21 protein-coding genes are annotated in these 25,801 nt (G+C 65.3%); 10 read left to right on the top strand and 11 right to left on the bottom strand.

What is annotated here, in order from left to right:
- Positions 1-91: 91 nt before the first annotated feature.
- Complete coding sequence (locus N2604_RS35395; RefSeq protein ID WP_260372568.1) at positions 92-670, bottom strand: SEC-C metal-binding domain-containing protein; 579 nt, start codon at positions 668-670, stop codon at positions 92-94.
- 322 nt (positions 671-992) lie between these two features.
- On the opposite strand from N2604_RS35395, the gene N2604_RS35390 reads away from it, so the two are divergent.
- Entirely contained in the window at positions 993-2,810 is a 1,818-nt protein-coding gene (locus tag N2604_RS35390) for a DEAD/DEAH box helicase (protein ID WP_260372567.1), read from the top strand.
- A gap of 192 nt (positions 2,811-3,002) precedes the next feature.
- Here the strand turns inward: N2604_RS35390 and N2604_RS35385 are convergent, their stop codons facing one another.
- From N2604_RS35385 to N2604_RS35370, 4 genes are all read right to left on the bottom strand, one after another.
- Complete coding sequence (locus tag N2604_RS35385; RefSeq protein ID WP_260372566.1) at positions 3,003-3,422, bottom strand: CBS domain-containing protein; 420 nt, start codon at positions 3,420-3,422, stop codon at positions 3,003-3,005.
- Between the two features lie 176 nt (positions 3,423-3,598).
- Positions 3,599-4,069 carry an aminoacyl-tRNA deacylase gene (locus tag N2604_RS35380; protein ID WP_260372565.1) on the bottom strand — a complete coding sequence of 157 codons (471 nt, stop codon included), beginning with the start codon at positions 4,067-4,069 and terminating at the stop codon, positions 3,599-3,601.
- A 196-nt stretch (positions 4,070-4,265) separates the two neighbouring features.
- Positions 4,266-5,288 carry an alpha/beta hydrolase gene (locus tag N2604_RS35375; RefSeq protein ID WP_260372564.1) on the bottom strand — a complete coding sequence of 341 codons (1,023 nt, stop codon included), beginning with the start codon at positions 5,286-5,288 and terminating at the stop codon, positions 4,266-4,268.
- A gap of 99 nt (positions 5,289-5,387) precedes the next feature.
- Positions 5,388-6,788, bottom strand: a complete 1,401-nt coding sequence (locus N2604_RS35370; RefSeq protein ID WP_260372563.1) for a hypothetical protein — start codon at positions 6,786-6,788, stop codon at positions 5,388-5,390.
- Positions 6,789-6,920: 132 nt separating this feature from the next.
- Here N2604_RS35370 and N2604_RS35365 point away from each other — a divergent pair, with 132 nt between their 5' ends.
- The 3 genes from N2604_RS35365 (at position 6,921) to N2604_RS35355 (ending at position 10,289) form a co-directional block, all read left to right on the top strand.
- Positions 6,921-8,411 (top strand): amidohydrolase family protein, encoded by a 1,491-nt coding sequence (locus tag N2604_RS35365; protein ID WP_260372562.1) that lies wholly within the window; start codon positions 6,921-6,923, stop codon positions 8,409-8,411.
- 3 nt (positions 8,412-8,414) lie between these two features.
- Positions 8,415-9,344: a GTP-binding protein gene (locus N2604_RS35360; RefSeq protein WP_260372561.1), complete on the top strand. Its 930-nt coding sequence runs from the start codon at positions 8,415-8,417 to the stop codon at positions 9,342-9,344.
- Between the two features lie 75 nt (positions 9,345-9,419).
- Positions 9,420-10,289, top strand: coding sequence for a DUF1989 domain-containing protein (locus tag N2604_RS35355; RefSeq protein WP_260372560.1), 870 nt, complete (start codon positions 9,420-9,422; stop codon positions 10,287-10,289).
- A 3-nt stretch (positions 10,290-10,292) separates the two neighbouring features.
- Here the strand turns inward: N2604_RS35355 and N2604_RS35350 are convergent, their stop codons facing one another.
- From N2604_RS35350 to N2604_RS35335, 4 genes are all read right to left on the bottom strand, one after another.
- Positions 10,293-10,688, bottom strand: coding sequence for a GFA family protein (locus tag N2604_RS35350; RefSeq protein ID WP_260372559.1), 396 nt, complete (start codon positions 10,686-10,688; stop codon positions 10,293-10,295).
- Position 10,689: 1 nt separating this feature from the next.
- Positions 10,690-11,088: a hypothetical protein gene (locus N2604_RS35345; protein ID WP_260372557.1), complete on the bottom strand. Its 399-nt coding sequence runs from the start codon at positions 11,086-11,088 to the stop codon at positions 10,690-10,692.
- A gap of 80 nt (positions 11,089-11,168) precedes the next feature.
- Positions 11,169-11,639 carry a hypothetical protein gene (locus N2604_RS35340; protein ID WP_260372556.1) on the bottom strand — a complete coding sequence of 157 codons (471 nt, stop codon included), beginning with the start codon at positions 11,637-11,639 and terminating at the stop codon, positions 11,169-11,171.
- A gap of 14 nt (positions 11,640-11,653) precedes the next feature.
- Positions 11,654-12,154, bottom strand: a complete 501-nt coding sequence (locus N2604_RS35335; RefSeq protein WP_260372555.1) for a hypothetical protein — start codon at positions 12,152-12,154, stop codon at positions 11,654-11,656.
- A 293-nt stretch (positions 12,155-12,447) separates the two neighbouring features.
- On the opposite strand from N2604_RS35335, the gene N2604_RS35330 reads away from it, so the two are divergent.
- From N2604_RS35330 to N2604_RS35305, 6 genes are all read left to right on the top strand, one after another.
- The gene (locus tag N2604_RS35330) at positions 12,448-14,130 is read left to right on the top strand and encodes a methyl-accepting chemotaxis protein (RefSeq protein WP_260372554.1); all 1,683 of its coding nucleotides are present in this window, start codon (positions 12,448-12,450) and stop codon (positions 14,128-14,130) included.
- Positions 14,131-14,290: 160 nt separating this feature from the next.
- A complete protein-coding gene (locus N2604_RS35325) occupies positions 14,291-16,012 on the top strand; it encodes an AMP-binding protein (protein ID WP_260372553.1) in 1,722 nt (573 codons plus the stop codon).
- Between the two features lie 8 nt (positions 16,013-16,020).
- The gene (locus N2604_RS35320) at positions 16,021-19,326 is read left to right on the top strand and encodes a carboxyl transferase domain-containing protein (protein ID WP_260372552.1); all 3,306 of its coding nucleotides are present in this window, start codon (positions 16,021-16,023) and stop codon (positions 19,324-19,326) included.
- Positions 19,327-19,422: 96 nt separating this feature from the next.
- A complete protein-coding gene (locus N2604_RS35315; RefSeq protein WP_260372551.1) occupies positions 19,423-21,273 on the top strand; it encodes a sigma-54-dependent Fis family transcriptional regulator in 1,851 nt (616 codons plus the stop codon).
- Positions 21,274-21,402: 129 nt separating this feature from the next.
- Positions 21,403-22,290: a LysR family transcriptional regulator gene (locus tag N2604_RS35310; RefSeq protein WP_260372550.1), complete on the top strand. Its 888-nt coding sequence runs from the start codon at positions 21,403-21,405 to the stop codon at positions 22,288-22,290.
- Positions 22,291-22,426: 136 nt separating this feature from the next.
- Positions 22,427-23,851: an FAD-binding protein gene (locus N2604_RS35305; RefSeq protein ID WP_260372549.1), complete on the top strand. Its 1,425-nt coding sequence runs from the start codon at positions 22,427-22,429 to the stop codon at positions 23,849-23,851.
- A 1-nt stretch (position 23,852) separates the two neighbouring features.
- Here N2604_RS35305 and N2604_RS35300 read toward each other — a convergent pair whose 3' ends face one another.
- The gene (locus N2604_RS35300) at positions 23,853-24,422 is read right to left on the bottom strand and encodes a flavin reductase family protein (RefSeq protein ID WP_260372548.1); all 570 of its coding nucleotides are present in this window, start codon (positions 24,420-24,422) and stop codon (positions 23,853-23,855) included.
- Between the two features lie 115 nt (positions 24,423-24,537).
- The gene (locus tag N2604_RS35295) at positions 24,538-25,635 is read right to left on the bottom strand and encodes an LLM class flavin-dependent oxidoreductase (protein WP_260376377.1); all 1,098 of its coding nucleotides are present in this window, start codon (positions 25,633-25,635) and stop codon (positions 24,538-24,540) included.
- Positions 25,636-25,801 lie beyond the last annotated feature (166 nt).

The raw sequence follows: 25,801 nt of genomic DNA, 5'->3' as shown, positions 1-25,801 counted from the left end.
TCAAGATCATATCGCGATTTCAATAACATAAGAGTTCACAGTTTATTCTGCGCGGCGCGCGCCATTTCGGCGGGAACGGCTCGCGCGACGATCAGCCGGACCGGCGCCATTCTTGCGCCGTCAAGGCTTCCAGCTCGGCGAAATAGGCCTCGTTCGGATCGCGCTTCGAATTCTCCTCAACGCCATGGCTGCCCGATCTGGCCTCACTCACCAGATCGTGCATCTGGGCGGCGAGCACCGAGCCGATCGCATGAATGGCCTCGTGACGATCCAGCCCTTCAGACATCAAACGCTGCGCGATGCGTCGCACCGGCAGTTCGGCATCGGCAATCTGGCTCTCTACGATAACGTGAAAGATAGCATGTGCTTTCGCGCGCGGGACGCGGATCCGTGCACGGCGATGGTACTCCATGACGAGATCGATCCGCTCCTGTTCGTCGAGCGCAAGCCATTGTTCGGGGTCAGGCTCCACGACCGGATCGTATTCCCGAAACGCTCCTTGCGCCTGCTCATAGAGCGGAAGGGTGATTTCCCCCTCCTGCGGATCGCATTGTAATCCGGATGGGATCTCGGTCGCGCCTTGTGAGTTGAGACAGCACCTCTTGAACTTCTTGCCGCTGCCGCAGGGGCAGGGGTCGTTTCGTCCCACTTTCTTGTCTGAACTCACCATGGGAACCATCTTTTAAGTTGCGCTCGCGCCGGCCCGGCGATCAGACCTAATGAAGGTATCGGGGAATCCCACCCGACAATGTAGCAATGGGACCGCGCCGTTCCCAGGACGCGGATGCCGTGCCGCCGGGCCATCGGCAATGGAGGAATCATACAGCGATTTCAACGATATAATAGTTTCGCAATTGTGCTCTGAACGGAGCGCCATGCGATCCTAAGCCATTGAAAACCTGCACACTCTAGGCAACCATGTGGGCCTGGAGAGACCGCCCTGCTCCGCGGAGCTCACGAGGTGGTCCGCAAATGGTGCTCGCGGTCGTGACATGGCAATCCTGATCCCGAGTCTCGGCTTCGCGCGCTTCGACAGCCGTGGGGAGCTACGACTGGCGGAACGACTCAAGGATTTCCTCGAAGAGAACGCTGTCGTTTGGCACAACCTGCCTGTCGGCCCTCGCAACCGGCATCCGGATTTCATCATCATTCATCCCGCGAACGGCCTGCTCGTGCTCGAGGTGAAGGACTGGCGCCTGGAGACGATCGTTTCGGCGGACAAGACCAAGGTCGAGCTGCTGACAAGTCGTGGTGTGGTGCGGGAAAGCAATCCGCTCGAGCAGGCTCGCAAATATACGTTCGAGGTCGTGCGCACGCTGGAACGCGACGGGCAATTGTTGTTTCCGCCGGGTCATCGCCTTGCGGGTCGGTCCATCGTTCCGTTCGGCTTCGGGGCCGTGTTCACCAACATCACGCGCAAGCAGTTCGACCAGACCGATCTCAAGGAGGTGTTCTCCGAGCATCTCTGCCTGTTCAAGGATGAGATGACCGAGGGCGTGGACCCCGAGGAATTCCGGTCGAGATTATGGCGCATGGTTCATCCGCGTCTCGAAGAGCCGCTGTCCATGCCGCAATTCGACCGCCTGCGGGCGCTGCTGTTTCCGGAAATTCGCATACGGCAGATTGCCCTGCCCTTGGACGATGCTCCTCGCGCCGATTCTTCGGACCGGACGCTTGCGGTCATGGACCTGCATCAAGAGCAGTTCGCGCGCAGCCTGGGCGAGGGGCATCGCATCATTCGCGGCGTCGCCGGATCGGGCAAGACCCTGATCCTGGCCTTTCGCGCCGAGTATCTGGCGCGTGCGGCGGCAAAGCCGGTGCTCATCCTGTGTTACGCCAACGGCATCGCCGGCCGGCTCGAGGATGCCATGCAGAGCAGGGGCGTGGAGGACCGCGTTCAGGTTCTCACCTTCCACTCGTGGTGCTACCGCATGCTGCGGACCTACGGGATTGCCGCCCCATCCGAGCGAGACTATCCGGACTACGCAGAGCGCCTGGCTGCGAGCGTTGCAGAGGTCGTGAAGGCGGTCGATCAAGGCCATATCCCGGCGGAGCAGTACGACGCCGTCCTGATCGACGAGGCGCACGATTTCGAGCCGCAATGGCTCGCGCTCGCGGCCAAGATGGTGAACCCGCGCACCAAGGCGCTGATGGTCGTCTACGACGATATCCAGGCCATCTACAAGGGGCGTGAGCGCCCGGTCTGGAGCCAGCTCGGCATTGAAGCCAAGGGCAGAACGACCGTGCTGAAGGTCAACTATCGCAACACCGCGCAGATCGTTGCCTTCGCGAGACGCTTCGCCGCGGACGTCATCGGCGCTCCCGGCATCACGGCCGACGACGAGCACGCCATCCTGCTGCCCGAAGATGCGGGTCGGCAGGGACTGGAGCCGGATGTGCGGCGGTGCGTGAGCATCGACGCAGAAGCTCACTGCGTTGCCGAGTGGTTTCTCGACCGCAAGAAAGCCGGCTACGAATGGTCGCAGATGGCGTGTCTCTACCCGGAGCACTGGATCGGCGGGCGGGTCGCGCAGATCCTCGCCGGGCATGGCGTGCCGATCGACATCGCCAAGGACAATCGCAACAGGGTTTCGGTCAAGCGGGTGGCCGTGCGGTTCTTGAGCATGCACAGCGCCAAGGGGCTGGAATTTCCCTGCGTCGCCATTGCCGGCTTGGGCCTGCTCGGCCGCCACGGCGAGACCGTCGAGGAATGTGTCCGGCTGACCTATGTCGGGGTGACCCGGGCAACTCACGAGGCGCTCCTCACGTATTCGAGCGAGTCGGCATTGGTGCAGCGCTTGATCGCGTAGGCCGACGAGTGAACCGGCCTTGCATCCATTCCGGCGCAACTTGCATTCACTCCGGCGCAAGATGAGCCACATCGCATCGTCGCTTCTGCGCCGCGCGATGGTTGCATGACGAGCGCATGGGTCAAGCTCCCCTCAACACCTGTTCGAGCGGCGACGCGAGAGGAGCCCTGGCCATACGTCTTGGCCGTAAGTTCAGTGATGCGCCGAAACGCTTCTGACCGTCTCCGTGAGCATGTCACCCGATGAGGAATGGCTGACGTCACCCAGGCTGATGATGCCGACCATCCGCTTGCTCTTGTTGATCACCGGCAGCCTGCGGACCTGCAGCTTCTCCATGTGATGCATCGCCTTGGCGAGGTCATCGTCGTCGCGGCAGCAATGGATGCCCTCGGTCATCACGTCACGTGCCTTCGCGCGGCTGGCATCGAAGCTGTGGCTCGCGAGTCCTTTGCAGACGATGTCGCGGTCGGTCACCATTCCGACCAGCTTGTCATCCTCGCCGATCGGAATGCAGCCGATGTCATGCGCCCGCATCAGTTTTGCAATCTCGGTGATAGGCGTGTCGGGGCTGACCCAGTCGACACCCTTGTGCATCACGTCTTTGACTTTCATGGCGAGTCTCCGTTCGTGGGTTTCAAGTGCCTTGATGGAATGCAGCACCCCCGTCTTCCGAACTCCGACCAGACAAGCGCAGACACTCTCGCCGCCACCTGCTGAACAGTATGACGGCGCTTCGCGGCCAGAGTTCCCGCCCAAATCGCAAGGGCAATGGGCGGTGTACAGGACCCTCAGTCATGCGCGCTGAAGCGGCCGTGCGGGGCGTTGGCCGTCAGGCGCGCAAACTGCGCGTGACCCATATGGAGCAGCGTCTCATGATCGCCGGCTTCCATATAGATGTCAGGCTGTGCCTCGAGGCTGTCGTCGACCACGATATCCAATCCGTAGCATTTGCCGACGGCAGGGACTGCACCGTGTGCACAGTCGCTGAACAGCCGATTGATCTCGGTTTCATCGGCCATGTGGACATTGTCGCCGAGGCTTGTCCTCAGGTCCGACAGGCGGAGGTGATGCGATGCGGGCAAGACGGCCAGCATGTATCCGCCGTCGCGCCGCAACACGATGCCCTTGGCGAGGCGGTCGCCCGAGATATGACATGCCTGCGCCGTTCGGGCGGACGTCATGCTGAGTTCGTGCGGGATCACCTCGTACTGGATGTTCTCAGCGGCGAGGTATTTCTGGAGGGTAGGAGCAATGGCCATGGCATCACCTCCGATGCTGAATGGAAACCATCCACCGTGAGGTCGATCCTGCAGTCTCTCGCCATACGATGGGCGGCTGCCTGACTAGACACCCAACATAGGTCTTCCATCCGCAAGCTGCAATTCAATTCCCCTCGGAGCCGCAACGGGTGTGGGCTGGAGCTGGCTTTTCGCGCGGCTCGGCGCAGGCGCTCTCCTACGCGGTGGTGCCGTCGATCGAGCGGCGGATCACCCGCTGCACCTCCGCATTCGACAGGAACAGATCGTGGTTGATGATGCCCCAGCCTTCCTGGGAGGCATCGATCACGCGCACACCGAGCCCCGAGATGGCGGCCTTCTCGGCCGCGCCGACCCGGGTCATGCCGCCTGCGAGCTGCCCCGACAGCGCCAGTGCACGATCGTTGGTCGAGGCGATCACGGTGATCTTGCCGGCGAGCGGGCCGATGCGCTGGATCGCCGACGAGAACACGTCCATGTCGATGTCGGGCGCGGCAAACACCACCGCGCCGATCTTGCTCGTCACCGTGTCGCCGTATCGCCCATGGAGCTGACGCAGGCCTTCGAGCGTCAGCATGGTTCCCATGCTGTGCGCGACGATGTGCACGCGGCCGCCGCCTGGCGCCGATACCAGCGCAGAGAGCACGCGCTCGAAATTGTCGCGCGACCACATCGCGCTGTCGCGGTCATAGGCGTAGTCGAACAGCCCTCCCTTGGAAGGCCAGGAGAACGCCATGGTCCGGCCGCGGAACTTGATCCCATCGGAGAGATGGGCCGCATCCAGTACCGCCGTCTCGAATGTCTGCTTGAAGCCGTGCACATAAACCAGCACGTCTCCTGCGCCCGCCTGCGCAGCGAGATCGCCACCGTCGGCCGGCACCGGTTCGATCCGGTCGAGACGCCAATCCTCAAGTCCAACCGAGGCGAGAGAAAGTCGGCTCTCGTCCGGCGCCGTCAGCTTCGCCCGCGCGACCGTCATGCTCGCGGCACGCTCCGGCCCGAACCAGGGTTTCGCGCGGCCGCCGTTGACGGGCTTGCGCGTGGTGACGACGAGCAACGTCGGGTCAACGGAGAGCGACGAGGCGTCGAAGCGCGCGCCGGTGGCACTGAGGCCAGCACATCCGCCGAGCGCGAGTGCGCTGCCTGCCGACAGGAGTCCGCCGAGGAGAGCGCGGCGCGAAATGGAATGCGAGCTTTGTTGCAGAAAACGTCGGACGATCACACGGAACCTCAGGGAACCTTGCCCACCGTAACACCGCCCCGCCCCGCTCCCTGAAGGACAATGGAGGCGAGAAGACGGCGGAGCCCCTTCCATCTCAACTCACAGCGTTTCGAGCACCTTGCGGGACGGCGCCATTGGCAACCAGTCTGGAATACGGTGCTTGGCGAGCCAGTACGGCCGCCACAGCGACATCCAGCTTTCGCGATCCAGCGGCGCGCTTTCCCAAGTACGTAGCCTCATGTCGATCTGCGACAAGTCGTGCTTGTGCAGCCATTGACGAGCCGCCCACCACAGCTCCTGCGATGCCGTCGCATTACCGGGACCTTCGAGCTCGACGATGTTCGGCAGCGGATCACGGTAGCGGCGCGCGATCCGCAACGTGGCGACCCTTTCTCCGTCCTTCCGAATGCTCCAGAGCCGCGATCGATTGTGGGCGAGATCGGCGCCATATGAGTTGAGGCAGTTCTTCATCGCCTTCGCCTCTGCGGTGACGGCGGCCATGCAATCCAGCGGCACGAATTCATAGCCTGCCATCCGGCCGGGCCGCAGCCACATGTCGGCGATTGGCGGGCGGCCGAGATTGGCTTGCAAGGCAACGACCGTTCGCCAATCCTCTGCGGCCGAACGTGCGGCATCGATCCGCAGGTCCGGCGTCCACGGCCTCTCGATCAGATCGTGCCCCAATGTCGCCGGCTGAGAGGAAAACCACGCCCAGAGACAGATGAGCCGCAACCGCGCAGTCTGAACACGCCGCGGTTCGCGGACGAATTCACGCGCGATCCACGCAGCCATCGGCTCATGCGCGAGCTCGGCGGCCTCGGCGACCAGCTGAAGCCAGCACGGCGCGAGCTTGAGCGAGCGCGGAAGGTGGTTCGCGATCTGTCGGCGAAACAGCTCGCCGTCAGGCAGGCGCGGGACCGGGCGCACGAATGCCTCCGGCGGCAGCTTGCGCAGCCACAGGGGCAGATCGGCAGGCGCGGCGGCTTGCGCGAGGGGAGCGCCGTCGACGACGCATGCAATCGCGCGCGTCGGATCGAGCCGTGTCCGCGGAACAGCCAGCGCGAAGAGGAGCGCGGGAAAGCTCGCGGCGAGGTCGGCCAGGCGCGGGTGCCGCGCGGCCAGGGCACGTACGGCGTCCTGGAAGCGCGGATGATATCGCCGAAGCCGCCGTTCGAGCAGCTCGGAACGTCCGGCCACCTGACAAGGCGCCGGCAGAATGTTGAGTGTCATGACACAAGTTCGCAATCGCGCGCCGACAGGCCGCAGCAAATTCGATCTGATATGGGGTTTTGTGATCTCACCCGGGGAATCGATCCCGGGGGACGCGCTAGGTATCGCGCGGCGAACCCGGGAAGCGGACAGCCGTAGACATTGTCGCCTCCAGAAATTGGAATTGCGCGCATCCCATAGCTTGGCCTTGGCGAAGTTGCAACCCGAGACTGCATCCTGCCTGCACCCTTTCATGGTAGCTGCGCGGCAATACGCATGCAGCGTCGGCATCTGCAGCGGTGGTCGTTCCCTCCAGAATCTGCATCATGCGCGCCGGGACGGTCCCGCGACGTGGCCGGTCTCATCCTCCGAAGCTGCCGGGACTTCGGGGTCTTTTGGCTTTCAGCTTTTCGGAGTGACGAGATGAGTGGTTTGGTGATTTCTGGCGGCCGGGTGGTGGATCCCGCGAGCGGGATGGATGCCGTCGGTGATGTGGCGGTGGTGGATGGCAAGATCGCCGCCGTCGGCACCGGCCTCGGCGGCGCCGAGCGGGTGATCGATGCCACAGGCCTCGTGGTGGCCCCCGGCTTCATCGATCTGCACGCCCATGGCCAGTCGCTTCCGGCCGACCGCATGCAGGCGTTCGACGGGGTGACGACGACGCTCGATCTCGAGGCCGGCGTGCTGCCGGTCGGGTCCTGGTATGAGCGCCAGGCGCGGAAGGGCCGCGTGCTGAACTACGGCGCCGCCACCAACTGGGCCTTTGCCCGCATCGGCGCGATGACGGGCTCCAACGCGGAGAGCTCGCTGGAGGCGTTCGGCAACGCCATGCGCGATCGCCGCTGGATGGACAACGTCGCAACCGATGCGGAAGTCGCGGGCATTCTCGAACGTCTCGGGCGCGGCCTCAACGAAGGCGGCATCGGCATCGGCATTTTGAACGCTTATGCGCCGGGCGCCGGCGTGCAGGAGCTGACCGCGGTATGTCAGCTCGCGGCCGCCAAGGACGTGCCCACCTTCACCCATGTCGCCTTCATGTCACGCATCGATCCCGAGAGCGCGGTTGAAGCCTATATCCGCCTGATCGGCTATGCCGGCGCCACCGGCGCGCACATGCACATCTGCCATTTCAACTCGTCGAGCAAGACCGACATCGCGCGATGCCGCGTGCTGGTCGAGAAGGCGCAGGCGCAAGGACTGCCGATTACGGTCGAGGCCTACCCTTACGGCACCGGCTCGACCGTGCTGGCCGCCGCCTTCTTCAGCGATCCGCAATTCGTCGAGCGTAACGGCACCGGTTACGATTCCGTGCAGCGCGTCACCGATGGCTACCGCTTCCACGACCGCGAGGAACTGCTCAAGGCTCAGGCCGAAGAGCCGTCCTCGCTGGTGCTCTGGCACATCCTCGACACCGAGAACAACGCGCACCACCGTGACCTGCTCGACATGTCGGTGCTGTATCCCGGCGGCGCGATCGCCTCCGACGCGATGCCGTGGACGCTCTCTGACGGCTCAACCTATACCGGCGATGCCTGGCCGCTGCCGGATGACGCCACCTCGCATCCGCGCTCGGCCGGCTGCTTCACGAAATTCATCCGCGAATGGGTGCGCGAGCGCAAGGCCGTGTCGCTGCTGGAAGGCGTGCGCAAATGCGCGCTGATCCCGGCGGAGATCCTGTCCCAGAGCACGCCGGCGATGCGGGCCAAGGGCCGGCTCGCGAAGGACGCGGATGCCGATATCGTCGTGTTCGACTACGAGAAGCTCAGCGATCGCGCGACCTTCACGGCGATGAACCGTCCCTCTGAGGGCGTTCGGCATCTGGTCGTCAGCGGCCAGGTGCTGATCAGCGACGGCATTCTCGATGTGACGGCGCGGCCGGGAAAACCCGTGCGGCGCCCCGTCGTGGAGAGCTGAGCCATGCCGGTCCCGGTTCTCCTGGTGACGGGTTTCCTCGGGGCCGGCAAAACCACGGTCGTCAACCATCTGCTGGCGCACGCGGACGGGCGGCGGATCGCCGCCATCGTCAACGATTTCGGCGCCATCAACATCGATGCGGAGCTGATCGTGGGTGCGAGCGACGGCGTGGTCAGCCTCGCCAATGGCTGCATCTGCTGCTCGCTCGAGGGCGATCTGCTCCGTACGCTTTCGACGCTGCTGCGGCGTGATCCGAAGCCCGACCATATCGTCATCGAGACCAGCGGCGTCGCCGATCCCGCCGACATCGTGCGCAATCTGATGGACCCGGTGATCCTGCGCGAGGCGCCGCTGGAGACGGTGCTCTGCGTTTTGGATGCGGGGACGCCGCCATCGGCCATGGACGACGCGCTGCTGCGGTCGCAATTGCGCGTCGCAGATATCGTGGCGCTGAGCAAGCTCGATCTTGCGGGCGCGGACGCGGGGACGCGGATGCGCGAAGCCATCCGCGCGCAGCGCGTGCCCGCGGTGGTGGTCGACGCACGCCATGGCGAGATTCCGTCCGCGCTGCTGTTTCCCACGACCGCCGACCGCGCGCCTGCGCCGCGCGATCCGGGACCGAAACGGCCGGCGGAGGAACGCTTCGAGACGCTGAGCTGGACCTCCGATCACCCGGTCTCGCTGCCGCGTCTGCAGCAGGCCATCGGCCGCCTTGCGCCGAAGCTGGCACGCGCCAAGGGCCTGTTCGAGACCGTCGAGCAGCCCGGACGCCAGATGGTGTTCCAGTTCGCCGGCGGCCGCGCCACGCTCGCGCCAGGCGAGGCGCCGCCGCAAGGCGTGCCGCGGACACGGATCGTCTTCATCGCCGAGCTCGGCGTGCTCTCGAAGGCCGAGCTTGACGGGATCATGGAGGGGTGTGTTGCGGGCGGCTGAGGCAAGGCGGTAGGGTCAACCGCTTCCGCCGTCAGTCACCGCCCTTCTCTTGCTGAATCGATCCGAGACTGAACAATGCCTCCAAATATCCCACCCGCCCCCGCTGATGCCGCTTCGCGCCGCGCCGCCAAGCCGGCCATCGTCTATCCGGCCGGGACGATGCCCGGGCCGGATATGGCCACGCTCGAAGCCGCCCGCCGTGCGGCGGTCAAGACGCACGAGCTCATCGTGCCGCCGCGCGATGCCCGTGCCTTTCGCGTGGCGCGAGGCCAGTTCTTCCGCATCGTCAGCATCGAAGGCCCTCAGGTCGGCGACCTCAATCTCTGGAACGCGGACGATCTCTCCGAGCGTTTCTTCAGCGGCAAAACGCGGGCGCTCCATGGCACGCATGTCGGCATCGGCGACCGGCTCTGGAGCAACATGCCCTATCTTCGGCCGATGGCGACCATCAGTCACGATACGCTCGGCTGGTACGGCTTCGACGCGGACGGCGCCGGCATTCACGATGTGATCGGCACGCGATGCGATCCCTATACAAATCTGCTGCTGAACGGCACGGTTTACGATTTTTGCTGCCACTCCAACCTGTCGCGTGCGCTGGCGACCGAACTGAAGATGGAGCCGCATGCGGTGGAGCATCATGTCCACGACGTGCTCAACGTCTTCATGTGCACCGGCTTCAGCAAGGACACCCATCAATATTTCATGAAGGCAAGCCCGGTCCGCCCCGGCGACTTCATCGAGCTCTTCGCGGAGATCGACCTGCTCGGCGCGTTGTCGGCCTGTCCCGGTGGAGACTGCAGCGCAACCCATTCCAGCGATGCGGCGGCATGCCATCCGCTCAAGATCGAAATCTTCGAGCCGGATCGAACGGCCCTGGAGGGCTGGACCTGGCCCACGCCGAGCGCCTATCATCGTCGCCACGGTGCGCATGCGGGAAGCTGAATCTCAGTCCTCGACCGGCAATCCGTCGCCGTGCACATACCAGTCCGCGCGTGATGCCCACTGCACGTGCCGATCGGGTGTTGTCCGCAACGGCTCGTCGAATGCGCCGGCATGGATGATCGCTTCGCGTCCGCTGCGGGTGAGATGCGGCATCGGACTGCCGCAGGTCCTGCAGAACGCGGTGGCAAAGCTCCGCGCGTTGGGCAGGTCGAAGCGCCCGACGGATGCTTCACCGCGCAGCCAGCGAACAGCCTCTGCCTTCACGATCACCTCGCAGGAATGTGCGGTCCCCGTCGCCTTGCGGCAGCGCGAGCAATGGCAGTTGAGGAAACGGTCGAACGGAGCATCGACCTCGAAGGCGACCTCGCCGCAGAGGCAGCTGCCGCGGAATGCCACCATCTCATTCAACCTCCGGCTCGGCCGGGCTCTCGGCCGGCTCGTCCGCATGGATCGGGAGAGCGCCATGCGCGCCGCGAAGCCGGATCATCGTATCGATCACGTCGACGTCGATCTTCAGCATGTCGAGGTCGCGTGTCATCTCGCGCACCTCCTGGCCCTTGCGCGCCAGCTCCTCCGAGACGTCGACCGCCATCCTGCGCTCGGTCACGCCGCCGGACGTGTTGACGAAGAGCTTCGCACGCATCCATTCCAGTCGGGCCCGCTGGGTGTCGCGCTCGAACTTCTTCTCGACATAGCGGCGCCGCGCTTCGGCATAGGCGCCGACCAGCGCGGTCTCCGGCAGGCTCCACAATTGCTCGATCGACATCGTCATGCCGTTCAGGTCCCGGGGGTGCAGCACGGATTTCTCCTCCGTACCCCATCAGAGCCTTCCGGCGATCAATTCTCAAGAGGGATATGCGAACATTGGCTGTCAAGCCCTCAGCAAAGCGCAAGCGCGTTGACGGCCCGTGTCGCCGCATCTTCCTTGCCGGAGCCGACGAATTGGCAGACCACCGACCCGAGCTCGCCCGGCTGCTTGCGGCGTGCGACCGCCAGCAGGCGCATCAATTCCGCCTCGTCCTTGGAAAGCCGCCTGCAGGACGGCGGCATGAAGCATAGCTTGCAGGGCCGCTCCCTGCGCAGGATCCTGACGAGCGCTGCCGCGCGCGCGACCAGCAACGGGCTGTCGGCGATGCCGGGGGCTTCCTCGGCAACGCGATAGGCCGCTTCCCAGCAATCCGATGCGCCGGTTGCATAGGCCGCTCCGATGAAGCGGAGCAGCGCCAGCGCGAGGCGGGAAAAATCATCGTAGCTGTCGATGTCCGGCCGGGTCGCAAGCGCGGCTTGAAGTGGACAGAGCAGCGGCTCGCCCGCGTCCGACGTCGGCGCAGAATCGCAAATGGCCCGCATCGTGAACGATCTCGTCAATGCAACGTCGTGCTGCCGACGAACCAGCTCTTCATCGCCATCATCCGGTCATGCTGGAAAGACTGCACGTGCCGGTCGGGCAGGATGAGGCCGGCCATGCGGAAGATCGTTGCGAGCCCCTGGACCGGCGCGAGCGCCCAATCGGCGCCGACCGGCGGCAGCCAGCGCTCGAACTGCTCGCGCGCGACATCGACGCGGTCCTGCTGGGCTGCGGCAATCGCGCGCAAGATGCCGTGCTCGCTGTCGGACATGCGCGGACAGGTGGGGCAGTGCACCTCTATCGCGGTATGCGCGGTGCAGGCAAAGATCTCGATGACGGCTTCCAGCGACAGCACGGCATCGCCGACGCGAAAATGGTCGTACACCTGCTTGATATCGTCCGCCGTCGGGACGGCGCTTCCGCTGCGTGCCTTCGCCCGAAATCCCCAGATAAAGAGCCGCTCCGCTGCGCCCAGCGCAGGAAGATCGAGGGGCCTGGTGTATGTCGATCGATGCATTGTGCCTCTGGCCTCCGGCTGCGCTCACGCCAGCGCTGGCGCGGATGATCTGCGCCGATCGTTCCGCCAGAGAGCTCTCCAAGTCAACGCGCGAAGAGGCAATGTCGAGGTGTTCTACATTGGAAGAATTCGTATCTTGGGACGTCGGTCTCGCTTGTCTCGTGGCCACACCAGCATGCCGCATCGCTCTCTCCGCGCAATTTCGGGAGCCTCGGGAACCCGAATGCTTAAAGCTTTGCTAAGGGACACGGGATAATCTGGCATATCAGCCCTTCCAATTCCTGTGAGCACCGATGATTTTCTCCCGCATCAGTTTCAAGCTGGTCCTGATTGTCGGCATCAGCCTCCTCGGCATGATCGCCCTGGCGCCGGTCGCCCTCTCGACCCTGCGCGCACAGATGGTCACCGACCGTCAGGCCAAGACGCAGCAGATGGTCGATGTCGGTTACGGCATCCTGGCGCATTACCAGAAGCTCGAGAGCGAAGGAAAACTCTCGCGCGAGCAGGCCCAGGCCGGCGCGATGGCCGAGATCAAGAGCCTGCGCTACGACAAGGTCGAGTATTTCTGGATCAACGACATGACCCCCAAGATGGTCATGCATCCGATCAAGCCCGAGCTCGACGGCAAGGATCTCTCCGCCATGAAGGATCCCGCCGGCAATGCGCTGTTCATGGGCTTCGTCGACGTCGTCACCAAGCACGGTGCGGGCTTCTACGGCTATCTCTGGCCGAAGCCCGGCTTCGACCAGCCGGTCGGGAAAATCTCCTATGTGAAGGGCTTTGCGCCCTGGGGCTGGATCATCGGCACCGGCATCTATCTCGACGATGTCGACGCCGCCTTCCGCCAGAACGCGATGACCTTCGCCTACATTTGTCTCGCGGTGTTGGTCGTGGTGCTCGGCGCCTCGTTCCTGATCGGCCGCAGCGTCACCAGGCCGCTGGCCCGCATCACCGCGCTGACCGAGCGCCTTGCCGCCGGCGACAGCGCCTTCGACGTGCCCTACGCCGACCGCCGCGACGAGGTCGGCGGCCTCGCCAAGGCGCTCGCCGTGTTCAAGGACAATGCATCGGCGGTGAGCCGGATGCATGCCGAGCAGCAGGAGCTGAAGCAGAAGGCCGACGACGAGAAGCGCAAGGCGATGGCCGACCTCGCCGGCAAGTTCGAGGCGAGCGTCCAGGCCGTCGTCCGCGACGTCTTCGAGGAGGCCCGCGCGATGCAGCAGGCCGCGCAGGGCATGTCGGAAACCGCGAACAAGGCAAGCGACCGGGCCAGCTTCGTCGCCACCGCCTGCCAGCAGGCCTCGAGCAATGTGCAGACGGTGGCCTCCGCCGCCGGCGAATTGTCGACCTCGATCGCCGAGATCAGCCAGCGCGTGGCGCAAGCCGCGACAGTGGCCGACAAGGCCGCCGCCGACGGCCAGCGCACCAACGACACCGTGCAAGGCCTTGCCGCCGCCGCGCACAAGATCGGCGAGGTCATCGACCTCATCAACCAGATCGCCTCGCAGACCAATCTGCTCGCGCTCAACGCCACCATCGAGGCGGCGCGCGCCGGCGAAGCCGGCAAGGGTTTTGCGGTGGTCGCGAGCGAGGTGAAGTCGCTGGCGAGCCAGACCGCGAAGGCGACCGACGAGATCGGCGCGCAGATCACCGCGATCCAGGCCGAAACCAATCAGGTCGTCGGCAACATCGAAAGCATCCGCGCCACCATCATGGAGGTCAACGAGATCTCCTCGTCGATCGCCGCCGCGGTCGAGGAGCAGGGCGCCGCGACGAAGGCGATCGCGCACAGCGTGCAGGAGGCGGCCTCCGGCACCGACCAGGTCTCGCACAACATCTCCGGCGTCACTGATGCGACCGCCGAGACCGGACAGGCCGCCGGTCGCGTGCTGCAATCGAGCGGCCGGCTGACGCAGAAGCTGCAATCGCTGCAGGACGAGGTCAGCACCTTCGTCGCGGGCGTGCGGGCGGCGTAGCTGAAGCGCTGTACGGTCATCTTTTTCCGCGTCGCGGCATCGGCCATGATGCGGAGACTGTTTTTCTTGACATGAAGTCTGCCGTGCTCGACGTGTAACGACGTCGACTGACGGCACGTGCGTGCCGTCCCGAAAAGAAAAGCAACACGGGAAGGACGTCATGAACACGGGCCTCGACGAGAAGGACTACCTCGCCACCTTGCGCGGCCTGTGGGACAAGGCCTGGCCGGCGGGCCTGCCGCGCTCGCCGAACTATCTGCATGGCGAAGTTCCTCTGACGGAATATCTGCGCACCTGGGCGAAGCGGAGTCCGGAGCGGCCCGCCGTGATCTTCTACGGCCATGTGACCACCTATGCCGATCTCGATCGGCAGAGCGATCGCTTTGCGGCGCTGTTGCAGCAGAAGGGCGTGCGCAAGGGCGATCGTGTCGCCGTCTTCCTGCCGAACTGCCCGCAATTCCACATCGTGTTCTTCGGTATCCTGAAGCTCGGCGCGGTCCACGTTCCCGTCAGTCCTTTGTCGCGCGCGTTCGAATTGTCCTACGAGCTCAACGACACCCAGGCCGAGGTGATCGTGGCGCTCGACCAGCTCATGCCTATCGTTGATCAGGTCCGCGGCGAGGTGCGGTTGCGCGAGATCATCGTCACCAGCTTTGCCGATGTCGTGCCGGCGGCACCTGCGTTTCCAGCGCCGGACTCGATCCGCACGCCGCGCGTCGCGGTCTCCGGCGCAACTGATCTCCTGCCGGCGCTTGCGGCAATGCCCGCACCGACCCCGCTGCCGCCGCCTCGCCTCGATGATGTCGCCGCGCTCAACTACACCGGCGGCACCACCGGGATGCCCAAGGGTTGCGTCCATACCCATCGCGACATGGTCTACACGGCCGCCGCCAATTACGGCATCTCGCTTCCCTCGGACGAGAGCAGCGTGTTCCTGTCGTTCTTTCCGGAGTTCTGGATTGCGGGCGAGAATTCCGGCCTGATCTTTCCGCTGTTCTCAGGCGGCACGCTGGTTCTGCTCGCGCGCTGGGACGCCGTCGGTGCGATGGCCGCGATCGACAAATACAAGGTCACGATCACGGCGATGCCGGTCGACAGCGCGGTCGAGATGATGGACCATCCGCGCTGGAGCGAGTTCGACCTGTCGTCGCTGAAACAGGTGCGCGTGGTCTCCTTCGTCAAGAAGCTCAACGCCGACTATCGCAGGCGCTGGAAGGATCTCACCGGCACGATTCTGATGGAGGCGGCCTGGGGCATGACCGAGACGCACACCTCCAATACCTTCACCGCTGGCTTTCAGGACGGAGATTTCGACCTCAACAGCCAGCCGATCTTCGTCGGCCTGCCGGTCCCCGGCGCCGAGTTCAAGATCACCGATTTCGAGACCGGCGCGCTGCTGCCGCTGGGAGCCGAAGGCGAGATCCGCGTGCGTACGCCGTCGCTTCTCAAGAGCTACTGGAACAAGCCGGAGGCAACCGCGGAATCGCTCGTCGACGGCTGGTTGCGCACCGGCGATATCGGCACCATCGACAAGGACGGCTTTCTGCACTTCCTCGGCCGGCGCAAGGAGATGCTGAAGGTCAAGGGCATGAGCGTGTTTCCGCCGGAGATCGAGGCGCTGCTGGGGCAGCATCCGAAGGTGCTGGGCTCGGGCGTGGTCGGCCGTGACGATCCCGACAAGGGCCAGGTGCCGGTCGCCTACATCCAGCTCAAGCCGGAAGCGATCGGCACGGTCTCGGAGCAGGAACTGCGCGCCTGGTGCGCCGAGCGCATGGCCGTCTACAAGGTTCCGGAAGTCCGCATTATCGATGCGCTGCCCCTGACGGCGACGGGCAAGGTCAGGAAGCAGGACCTCAACCCAAATCCTCCTGCCGTCCAGTGAGAGAGACGATGTCGTTCAAGAAGCTCCTGATCGCCAATCGCGGCGAGATCGCCATCCGCATCGCACGCGCGGCGGCCGATGCCGGCATCGCGACGGTCGCGATCCATCCCGCCGACGATGCGCTGTCGCTGCACGTGCGCGTCGCGGACGAGGCGATCGAGATCCCCGGCCGCGGCGCGCGGGCCTATCTCGATATCGAGGCCGTGGTGAAAGCAGCGAAGAGCACAGCGTGCGATGCCGTGCATCCCGGCTATGGCTTCCTCAGCGAGAACGCGGCATTTGCAAAGGCCTGCGCGGACGCAGGGATCACTTTCGTCGGGCCGAAGGCGGCGGCGCTCGAACTGTTCGGCGACAAGGTCGCGGCACGGCAACTGGCAAAACGCTGCGGTGTGCCGATCATCGCCGGCACCAGCGGGCCGTCGAGCCTCGAGGAGATCACCGCGTTCTTCGCCTCGCTCGGCAGCAATGCGGCGATCGTGATCAAGGCGATGGCGGGCGGCGGCGGCCGTGGCATGCGGGTGGTGGAGAATGCGGCAGACCTGGCGGAAGCCTATGCGCGCTGCCAGTCCGAGGCCAAGGCGGCGTTCGGCTTCGACGGCGTCTATGCCGAGCGGCTGATCCGGCAGGCGCGTCACATCGAGGTGCAGATCATCGGCGATCGCCATGGCGCGATCTCCCATCTCTGGGAGCGCGAATGCACGATCCAGCGCCGGCACCAGAAGCTGGTCGAGGTCGCGCCGAGCCCGTCGCTGAGCGATCCCCTGCGCGGCCGCATCATCGAAGCGGCAAAGCAGCTGGCGGGTGCGGCGTCTTACGACAATCTCGGCACGTTCGAGTTTCTGGTGGACGGCACCGCCGAGGACAGCTTCGCTTTCATCGAGGCCAATCCGCGGCTCCAGGTCGAGCACACCGTGACCGAAGAGGTGCTCGACGTCGATCTCGTCCGCGCCCAGCTCGCGGTCGCCGCAGGCAGCACGCTGGCCTCGCTCGGTCTTGCGCAGGATTCGATCCCGAAGCCGCGCGGCCATGCCATGCAGCTTCGCGTCAACATGGAGACGCTGGACGAGACCGGCGCCACGCATCCGACCGGCGGCGTGCTTGCCGTGTTCGAGCCGCCGTCGGGCCCCGGTGTTCGCGTCGATAGCTTCGGTTATGCCGGATACAAGACCAGTGCCGCCTTCGACTCGCTGCTGGCCAAGGTGATCGTGCACACGCCAAGCGAGGCCTGGCATGACGTGGTCGCGAAAGCCTCGCGTGGCTTGCGCGAGTTCCGGATCGACGGCGTCGTCACCAACATCGCCTTCCTCCAGGCGGTGCTCGCGCATCCCGATTTCAGGACCAACCGTATCGCGACCGATTTCATCGACCGCAACATTGCCAAGCTCGTGGAAGCATCGGATGGCGCCGCCAAGCCGCTTTATTTCGCGGCGGCCGAGCGCAGCGGTGGCCACAGCGTGGAGGCGCACGTCGCGCAAGCCGTGCCCGAAGGCACGGTGATGGTCGCGGCGCCCCTGCAAGGCACCATCGTCACCATCCAGGTGAGGGAAGGCGAGATCGTCCGCCCCGGCCAGCAACTCGCCGTGATCGAGTCCATGAAGATGGAGCATCTGGTGATGGCCGAGCGGGGCGGCCGGGTGACAAAACTCGTCGCCGGTGACGGGGTCACGCTGATGCACGGCGAGCCGATCCTGTACCTCGAGCCGCTCGACGTCGCCGCCGATAGCGCAGCGGCGGAAGCCGATGTCGATCTCGACCATATCCGCCCCGACCTCGCCGAGCTGATCGCGCGCCAGGCCAACACGCTCGACGAGAACCGCCCCGCTGCGGTCGAGCGCCGCCGCAACACCAACCAGCGCACCGCGCGCGAGAACGTTGCCCAGCTGGTCGATGACGGCTCGTTCATGGAGTACGGCAGCCTCGCGATCGCGGCGCAGCGGCGCCGGCGCAGGCTCGACGACCTCATCAAGAATACGCCGGCCGACGGCCTCGTCATGGGCGTCGCCACGGTGAATGCCGAGAAATTCGGCCCCGAAGGCGCGCGCTGCATCGTCGTGGCCTACGACTACACCGTGCTCGCGGGCACGCAGGGCCACATGAACCACAAGAAGATCGACCGCATGCTGACGCTGGCGGAAGACTGGCGCGTGCCGCTGGTGTTTTACGCCGAGGGCGGCGGCGGCCGGCCCGGCGATACCGACCGGCTCGGCATGACCGGCCTCGACGGTCCCTCCTTCGTGCAGTTCGCAAGGCTCTCCGGCCTCGTGCCTGTCATCGGCGTCGTCTCCGGCTATTGCTTCGCCGGCAACGCCGCGATGCTCGGCTGCTGCGACGTCATCATCGCCAGCAGGAACGCCTCGATCGGCATGGGCGGCCCCGCCATGATCGAGGGCGGCGGCCTCGGCGTCTATCATCCGGCCGAGGTCGGCCCCGTCTCATTCCAGTCGCCCAACGGCGTCATCGACATCCTCGTCGAAGACGAAGAGGAAGCGACATCCGTCGCGCAAAAATACCTGTCCTATTTCCAGGGCGCGGTGACGGAGTGGGAGGCTGCCGACCAGCGTCTGCTCCGCCGCGCCATCCCCGAGAACCGCCTGCGCGTCTACGACATCCGCAGCGTGATCGACCTCGTCGCCGACAAGGACAGCGTGCTGGAGCTGCGCCGCGACTACGGCGTCGGCATGATCACCGCGCTGATCCGCATCGAAGGAAAACCGTTTGGCCTGATCGCCAACAACCCGCGCCATCTCGGCGGCGCCATCGATGCCGATGCCGGCGACAAGGCCGCGCGCTTCCTGCAGCTTTGCGACGCCTTTGACCTGCCGATCGTCTCGCTCTGCGACACGCCCGGCTTCATGGTCGGCCCGGAAGCCGAGAAGACCGCGATCGTGCGCCACGTCTCGCGCATGTTCGTCACAGGCGCGAGCCTCACCGTGCCGCTGTTCGGCATCGTCCTGCGCAAGGGCTATGGCTTAGGGGCGCAGTCGATGATCGGCGGCGGCTTCCACGCCTCGTTCTTCACCGCGGCCTGGCCCACGGGCGAGTTCGGCGGCATGGGCCTGGAGGGCTATGTCCGCCTCGGCTTCCGCAAGGAGATGGAGGCGATCGCCGATCCCGAGGAGCGCGAGACCTATTACCGCAACAAGGTCGCCGAGCTCTATGCCAACGGCAAGGCGGTCTCGATCGCCTCGGTGTTCGAGATCGACAACGTCATCGACCCCGCCCAGACGCGGCGGTGGATCATGGCGGGGCTCAGGTCGGTGCCGAAGCCGCCGGCGCGGACGGAGAAGAAGCGGCCGTGCATCGACACGTGGTGAGGGCGGTGCAGCAATAGCTGCGTTCCCGGTTCCCGATTGACATCCCCGCCCGTGCTGCCAGACTTTGCACAATTATACAGGGTGGAGACGTCCGCGATGGCCAGCCTTTCGGCCTCGAACCATGTCGCCCGTGTCTTGTCCGTCGCCAATCACGTGGCGGACGTCGATGCCTCCTCGCGGATTGCCAATTCGTGGCGGCGCTGCCTGATCAGCCACAAGCTCGATCCCGCCCGCCAGGGCCCGCCGCAGACGCTCACCGAAGCCGAGATCCGCCATGTCGCCGGGCCGATGGAGGAGACGATCCGGCTCGTCACGCCCGAGCTCGACGATCTCGCCCGTGTGCTGCGCGACGCCGGCTACTGCGTCAATCTCGCGGATGCGAACGCGACCATGCTGCTCAGCCGTCTGCCGGGCGAAGCCGACGCAAGGATGTTTCTGGACTGGAAGATCTACACCGGCTCGAACTTCGCCGAGACGTTCGAGGGCACCAATGGGCTAGGGACCGCGCTCGCGGAGGAGAAGCCGATCCTGGTGCATCGCGACGAGCATTTTCGCGCGCAATGGCACATCTTTTCCTGCGCGGTGGCGCCGCTGTTCGATCAGGCCGGCCGGCTTGCCGGTGCCGTCAACATCACCTCCTGTCGCGAGGATCTGGAGCGCGCCGCGCATCAGCTTGCACTCGCGGTGACGATGGAGGCGACGCGGCGGATGGAGGGCGCGATCTTCCGCGGCCATTTCCGCAACGCCTGGATCGCCACCGTGCCCGGTGACGGCGGCAGTGGCCTCATCGCCTATGACGACGATCGGCGCGTCGTCGGCGCCTGCCGTTCCGCGCGTGCGCTGCTGGGTCTCACCGACGGCATGATTGCCTCCGGCATTGATCTGTCGCGCTACGTCAAGTTCGATCATCACGCCACGCGTGGCGCCGGCGAGATTGTCGAGCTGCACCATGGCGATGGCCGTCCGTTAGGGCAGGGGCATGTTGCTCCGCCTCTGCGTGCGCGATCGCAGGCGCCGCGCCGCGATGCGCCGGTCGATCGCTTCGACGCGTTGCATCGGCTTGCCGGCCGCGACCCCGGCCTGATCCGCAACGTCAAGCGGCTCCGAAGCGTCGGCGATCACAATCTGCCGGTGCTGCTGCATGGCGAGACCGGCGTCGGCAAGGACGTGTTCGCGCGGGCTATTCACGGCGCGAGCAACCGCGCGCGCAACAATTATGTCGCGCTCAATTGCGCGGCGATGCCGGAAAGCCTGATCGACGCCGAGCTGTTCGGCTACGAGGCGGGCGCCTTCACCGGCGCGCGGCGCGAGGGCTCGAAGGGCCTGATCGTGCAGGCCGACGGCGGCACGCTGTTCCTCGACGAGATCGGCGACATGCCGATCGGCTTGCAGACGCGCCTGTTGCGCGTTCTGGAAAACCGCGAGGTCTGGCCGCTCGGCGCGCTCAAGCCTGTCGCCGTGGACATTCGCCTGATCAGCGCCACGCATCGCGATCTCGGCCACATGGCCGAAGCGGGGGCCTTCCGCGCCGACCTCTATTTTCGCCTGCGCGGCATCGAGGTGCGCCTGCCCGCCCTGCGCGAGCGTGCCGACCGCGCCGACATCATCCACCAGATCGCACGCGAGGAGGCGCCGAGCTGCCGGCTCTCGGACGAGGCATGGTCGCAGCTCGCGGCCTATCCGTTTCCTGGCAACATGCGCCAGCTCCGCCACGTGCTGCGGCTAGCCGGCTGCACGGCGGAAGACGGCGTCATCACCGATGCCGATCTCGATCTGCCGCCATTCGGCGGACGGGCTGCGGAGCCCGATCTCGAAGCGGCCGAGCGCGCAACGATCGTCGAGGCCCTGCGCAAGCACGGCGGCCGCGTCACCGACGCAGCGCGGGCGCTGAAACTCAGCCGGGCCACGCTCTATCGCAAGATCAAGCAATTGAAGATCTCGTTCTAGCGCGCTCGCGGGCCTCTGCTGGAACCCGGACGCTGCCCGGCTCCTGATCGACTTTCGCAGATCGATTCCAGGGCGGCAATTGCGTTGCCGCGAACATACATTCCCGACGGAGCAAGAGGAGCACACGCGATGGAGGAGATCGAAGTCTTCCTGGCTGTCGTCGAGGCTGGCAGCCAGACCGCCGCCGCCCGGCAATTGGGGCGGTCGCTGCAATCGGTGAACCGCGCGCTGGCCGCGCTGGAACAGAGCGTCGGCGTGGAACTGGTGCGGCGGACCACGCGGCAGTCAGTGGCGACCGAAGCGGGACTGGCGTTCTATCGCCGCGTCAAACCGGCCTTTGCGGAAATCACCGAAGCGCGGCTCGAGGCTGCGAACCGGCGCGACGAGCCGTCGGGACTGCTCAAGGTCGCAGCACCGGTCCTGTTCGGTTCAACCCATATGGTGCCCGTGATCGCCGAGTTCATGGCGCGCTTCCCGCAGATCGAAGTCGACGTCAACATGTCCGACCGGCCTGTCGACGTCGTCGGCGACGGCTTTGATCTCGCCGTGCGGATCAGGGAATTGCCGGACTCGTCGCTGAAGACCCGGCGGTTGGGCGAGCTGCGCACGGTTGTCTACGGCGCGCCCGACTATTTCGCGTGTCGTGGCCACCCGCTTCATCCGAGCGATCTTGCCGACCATCAATGCATCCTGCGCAGGACCGGTCGCGGCGAAGTGGACACATGGCGCTTTCAGGTCGACGGCCGCGCGGCGATCGTGCCGGTGAACGGCCGCTTTCACACCGACAACATGACTGCTGCGCATGCCGCCGCTCGTCATGGCCTCGGTGTCGGATACGGGCCGTTCTGGCAGATCCGCGATCTCGTCGATCAGGGCGCGCTCGAAATCGTGCTGGAGGCGTACGAGGCGCCGCGAACGCCCGTGCGCGCCGTGTTTCCGCCGAGTGCGATACCGCCGGCCAAGACGCACCTCTTCGTTGACCTGCTGGCGGAGAGATTGAAGCACGAGCGGCTTTGAGCCGACACGCGGGAACGCATTCTCTCGATTGGCGGGAATGTCTATCTCGCGATGCGCCGGTTGTCCCGGCGAGCAGTCGATCGCAACTTGAAGCGCAGGGGCCCATCCGCCCGGCGAGGGCGCAGAGGACTGCACCATGACTCCCAATCGACGGACACTCTTGCACGCGGGCGTCGGCGTCACGGCGACGCTGGCTTCGGCCACCCTTGCCGCACAATCGCCGGGCTCGCGCGACCCGCGACCGCCCAAGGCGTTGCTTGCGGACGACGCGAAATCCCGCGCGGCTGCGGCGCAGGATTTTGGCCACATCGTTCAGAGGCAGCCGCGGGCCGTCTGCAAGCCCACGTCGAGCTCCGAGATCGCCGATATTCTGCGCTGGGCAAGGGAACAGGGGCTGAAGGTTGCAGCGCGCGGGCAGGGGCATGCCACCTATGGCCGGGCGATGGCCGACGACGGCATCGTCATGGACCTTACCGCGCTCGCATCGATCCACCGGATCGAACCCGACCGTGTCGTGGTGGATGCCGGTGCGACCTGGCACGCGGTGCTGGAGGCAACGCTGGCCAAAGGGCTCGTGCCACCGGTGCTGACCAACTACCTCGGCCTGTCCATCGGCGGCACGCTTGCCGTCGGCGGAATTGGCGGGTCGTCGTCCCGGCACGGGCTCCAGACCGACCAGGTTCTGGAACTGGATGTCGTCACCGGCGAAGGCGTGGAGCTGACCTGCTCCCCGACGGCGCAGGCTGACCTGCTCGACGCCGTTCGCGCCGGGCTGGCGCAATGCGCGATCATCACCCGGGCCACGCTTCGATTGATGCGCGCGCCCGAACGTGTCAGGCGTTATCTGCTGTCCTATCCCGATCTTGCTTCACTGACGGCGGATCAGCGGCGTGCCCTCGACGAGGCGCGCTTCGACCAGTTGCAGGGCGCTGTCGTGCCCGACGGCGCCGGCGGCTGGCGCTATCAATTGGAGGCTGGTGTCTTCTACGACAGCAGCGCGCCTCCCGCCGATAAGGCTTTGCTCGCTGGGCTCTCCGACAAGCACGAGACTGTCTCCGACCTGACCTTTGGCGACGACGCCAACGCATTCGCCAAGCTAGAAAAGCTGCTGCGGTCGAACGGCCAATGGTTCAATCCGCATCCCTGGCTTCTGACCTATTTGCGCGGCAGCAACGCACTGGAGATCGCGAGCGAGGTCATTGCCGGGTTGAACAGCGATGATCTCGGTCCGTTCGGGCGGGTCACTTACTATCCGATGCTCACGGACAGCTGCCGCACGCCCCTGCTTCGGCTGCCCGATGAGCGCGTCGTGTTCCCGTTCAATCTCATCCGCATCCCATCCTCCGCGGACAAGGAGAATGCCGACCGGCAGATCGCGCGCAATCGGGCTGTTTACGATCGCATTCGCAGCGCCGGCGGCGTGCTGTACCCGGTGAGCGCGCTTGCCATGTCGTCACAGGATTGGGCGGATCATTTCGGTCCAAGATGGCCGTTACTGCGCGAAGCCAGACGCCGTCACGATCCGGCCGGCATCCTCACGCCTGGATATGATCTGTTCTAGGTCACGAAAAATCCGTCCAGCTTAGATGCCGCGCGTCGAGGTCGCCGAGCGCGACGGTCTCGCGGATCTCGTGCGGGGTGTGGAAATTGCCGCGCAGATAGACAAGTGGCTTGGCCGCATCTGCATGTGATACGCCGCGCACCTCGCCGACGAAGATCGAATGCGTTGTCGTCTCGAACTCCTGCGCCAGCACGCAGTCGAACGCAGCCACCGCATCCGCCAGCACCGGTGCGCCGGTCACGCCACGCATCCATTGCCCGAAGGCGAAGCGATCGTCGCCGTTGACGCCCTTCTGGCCGCTGAAGGTGAGGGCGAGCAGCGCGTGATCCTCGTGCAGGAAGTTGACGGCGAAAGCACCTTCCTCGCGGATGCGGGCATGGGCGCTGGCGTTGCGGTTGACGCAGACGATCAGCGAGGGCGGCTTGTCCGACAACGAGCAGGCTGAGGTCACGGTCAGCCCCGTGCGCTTGCCGTGCTCGGCGCCCACCGTCACCAGCGCCACGGCACCGGCGCATTGGCGCATCGCCTGCTTGAAATGCTTGGCGTCGAAGGAATTGGCGTCCACCGTCACGCGGAAATCTCCGAAATGAAAGCGGGTGCGGCACGATCGCGCCGCACCCGGCGCTAAGAGTCTAGCATGATCTCTTCGGAAAACCGCTACGCACTTTTCCGGATCATGCTGGCGGTCAAGCCGCCTTCTTCGCGGAGCCGAGATGCGCAAGGCGCGGCATCACCTCGTTCTTCAGCAGCGAGAGCGAGTGATGCCAGGCTTCCGCCTTGTGCTTGTAGTCGAAGCCGAACACGAGCAGCACGCCGAAGCCGCCGACCTCGTCGTAGATCTTCTCGATCTTCTCGGCGACGGTTGCGGGCGAGCCGACGATCCAGTTCCGCTTGGCGCAATACTCGACCGTGACGTCGCTGTCGGGCACGTCAGGGGCGTGCTTCAGATAATCCTTGAAGCCGAAATGCCCGAGCAGCGGCAGGAAGTACTCGCTCATCATCCGCCCCATCATGTCGCCCGTCGAGAGCCGCCACGCCTCCTCATCGGTGTCGGCAACGAACACCTCGCGCACCAGCCGCCAGTCCTGCCGGTTCGGCTTGCGGCCGGTCTTGGCCGCGCCGATCTCGACCGAGTCCCAGTGGCTGGAGACATAGGCCGGATTGAGATTGAGGCTCATCGGGATGAAGCCGCGCTCGCCGGCGAGCTTCAGCGTGTCCGAGTTCTTGGACAGGCCCGCAACGCCGATCGGCGGATGCGGCGCCTGCAGCGGCTTGATATGGGGCTTGAGGAAGTCGAACATCGTGTCCGGCTTGGTCACCGTCCAGTACTTGCCCTTGTGGGTGAAGGGCGCCGGTTCAGTCCACAGCTTGAGAATGATCTCCAGTGCTTCGCGCGTCATGTCGCGGTTCTGTCCGCTCATGCCGTCGACGTTGAACATCGCCCAGTCGCTCGGAAGGCCCGAAGCCGCAACGCCGAAATTAAGCCGGCCCTCGGAGAGATGGTCGAGCATGGCGACGCGGTTGGCCAGCTCGGCCGGGTGGTGATAAGGCAAGAGGAAGCCGCCCGGCCCGATGCGAAGCTTCTTGGTCTGCATCAAGGCCTGTGCAATCAAGAGGTCCGGCGTGGGGTTGGGTTCCCAGGGCGCGGTGTGGTGCTCGCCGACCCAGGCTTCCTGATAGCCGAGCTCGTCGAGCCAGCGCATGACCTGCAGGTCCCAGTCGTTCCCTTCCTTCAGGCCGCACTCCGGCGGGTGCGAAGGCATCGTGAAATAGCCGATCTCCATGGGTTTCCTCATCTGATTTTGACGCGTCTTGTCGCGCGTTGACGGAGTTGAGTAATGCTGCGTCAGCAAGCGGTGTGCCAGCGCGACGGAGCCCCAAATTGAAGAGAAAGGGCTGGTTTGCCCGCTCAATAGCCGGTATCTCGACGGGAGCCTGCTGGACATCGTC

Origin of the sequence: Bradyrhizobium sp. CB1015 (genome assembly GCF_025200925.1) — a bacterium.
Taxonomy (GTDB): Bacteria; Pseudomonadota; Alphaproteobacteria; order Rhizobiales; family Xanthobacteraceae; genus Bradyrhizobium.
Note: the sequence above shows the minus strand (reverse complement) of the source record. Positions and strands in the feature narration are given on the sequence as shown.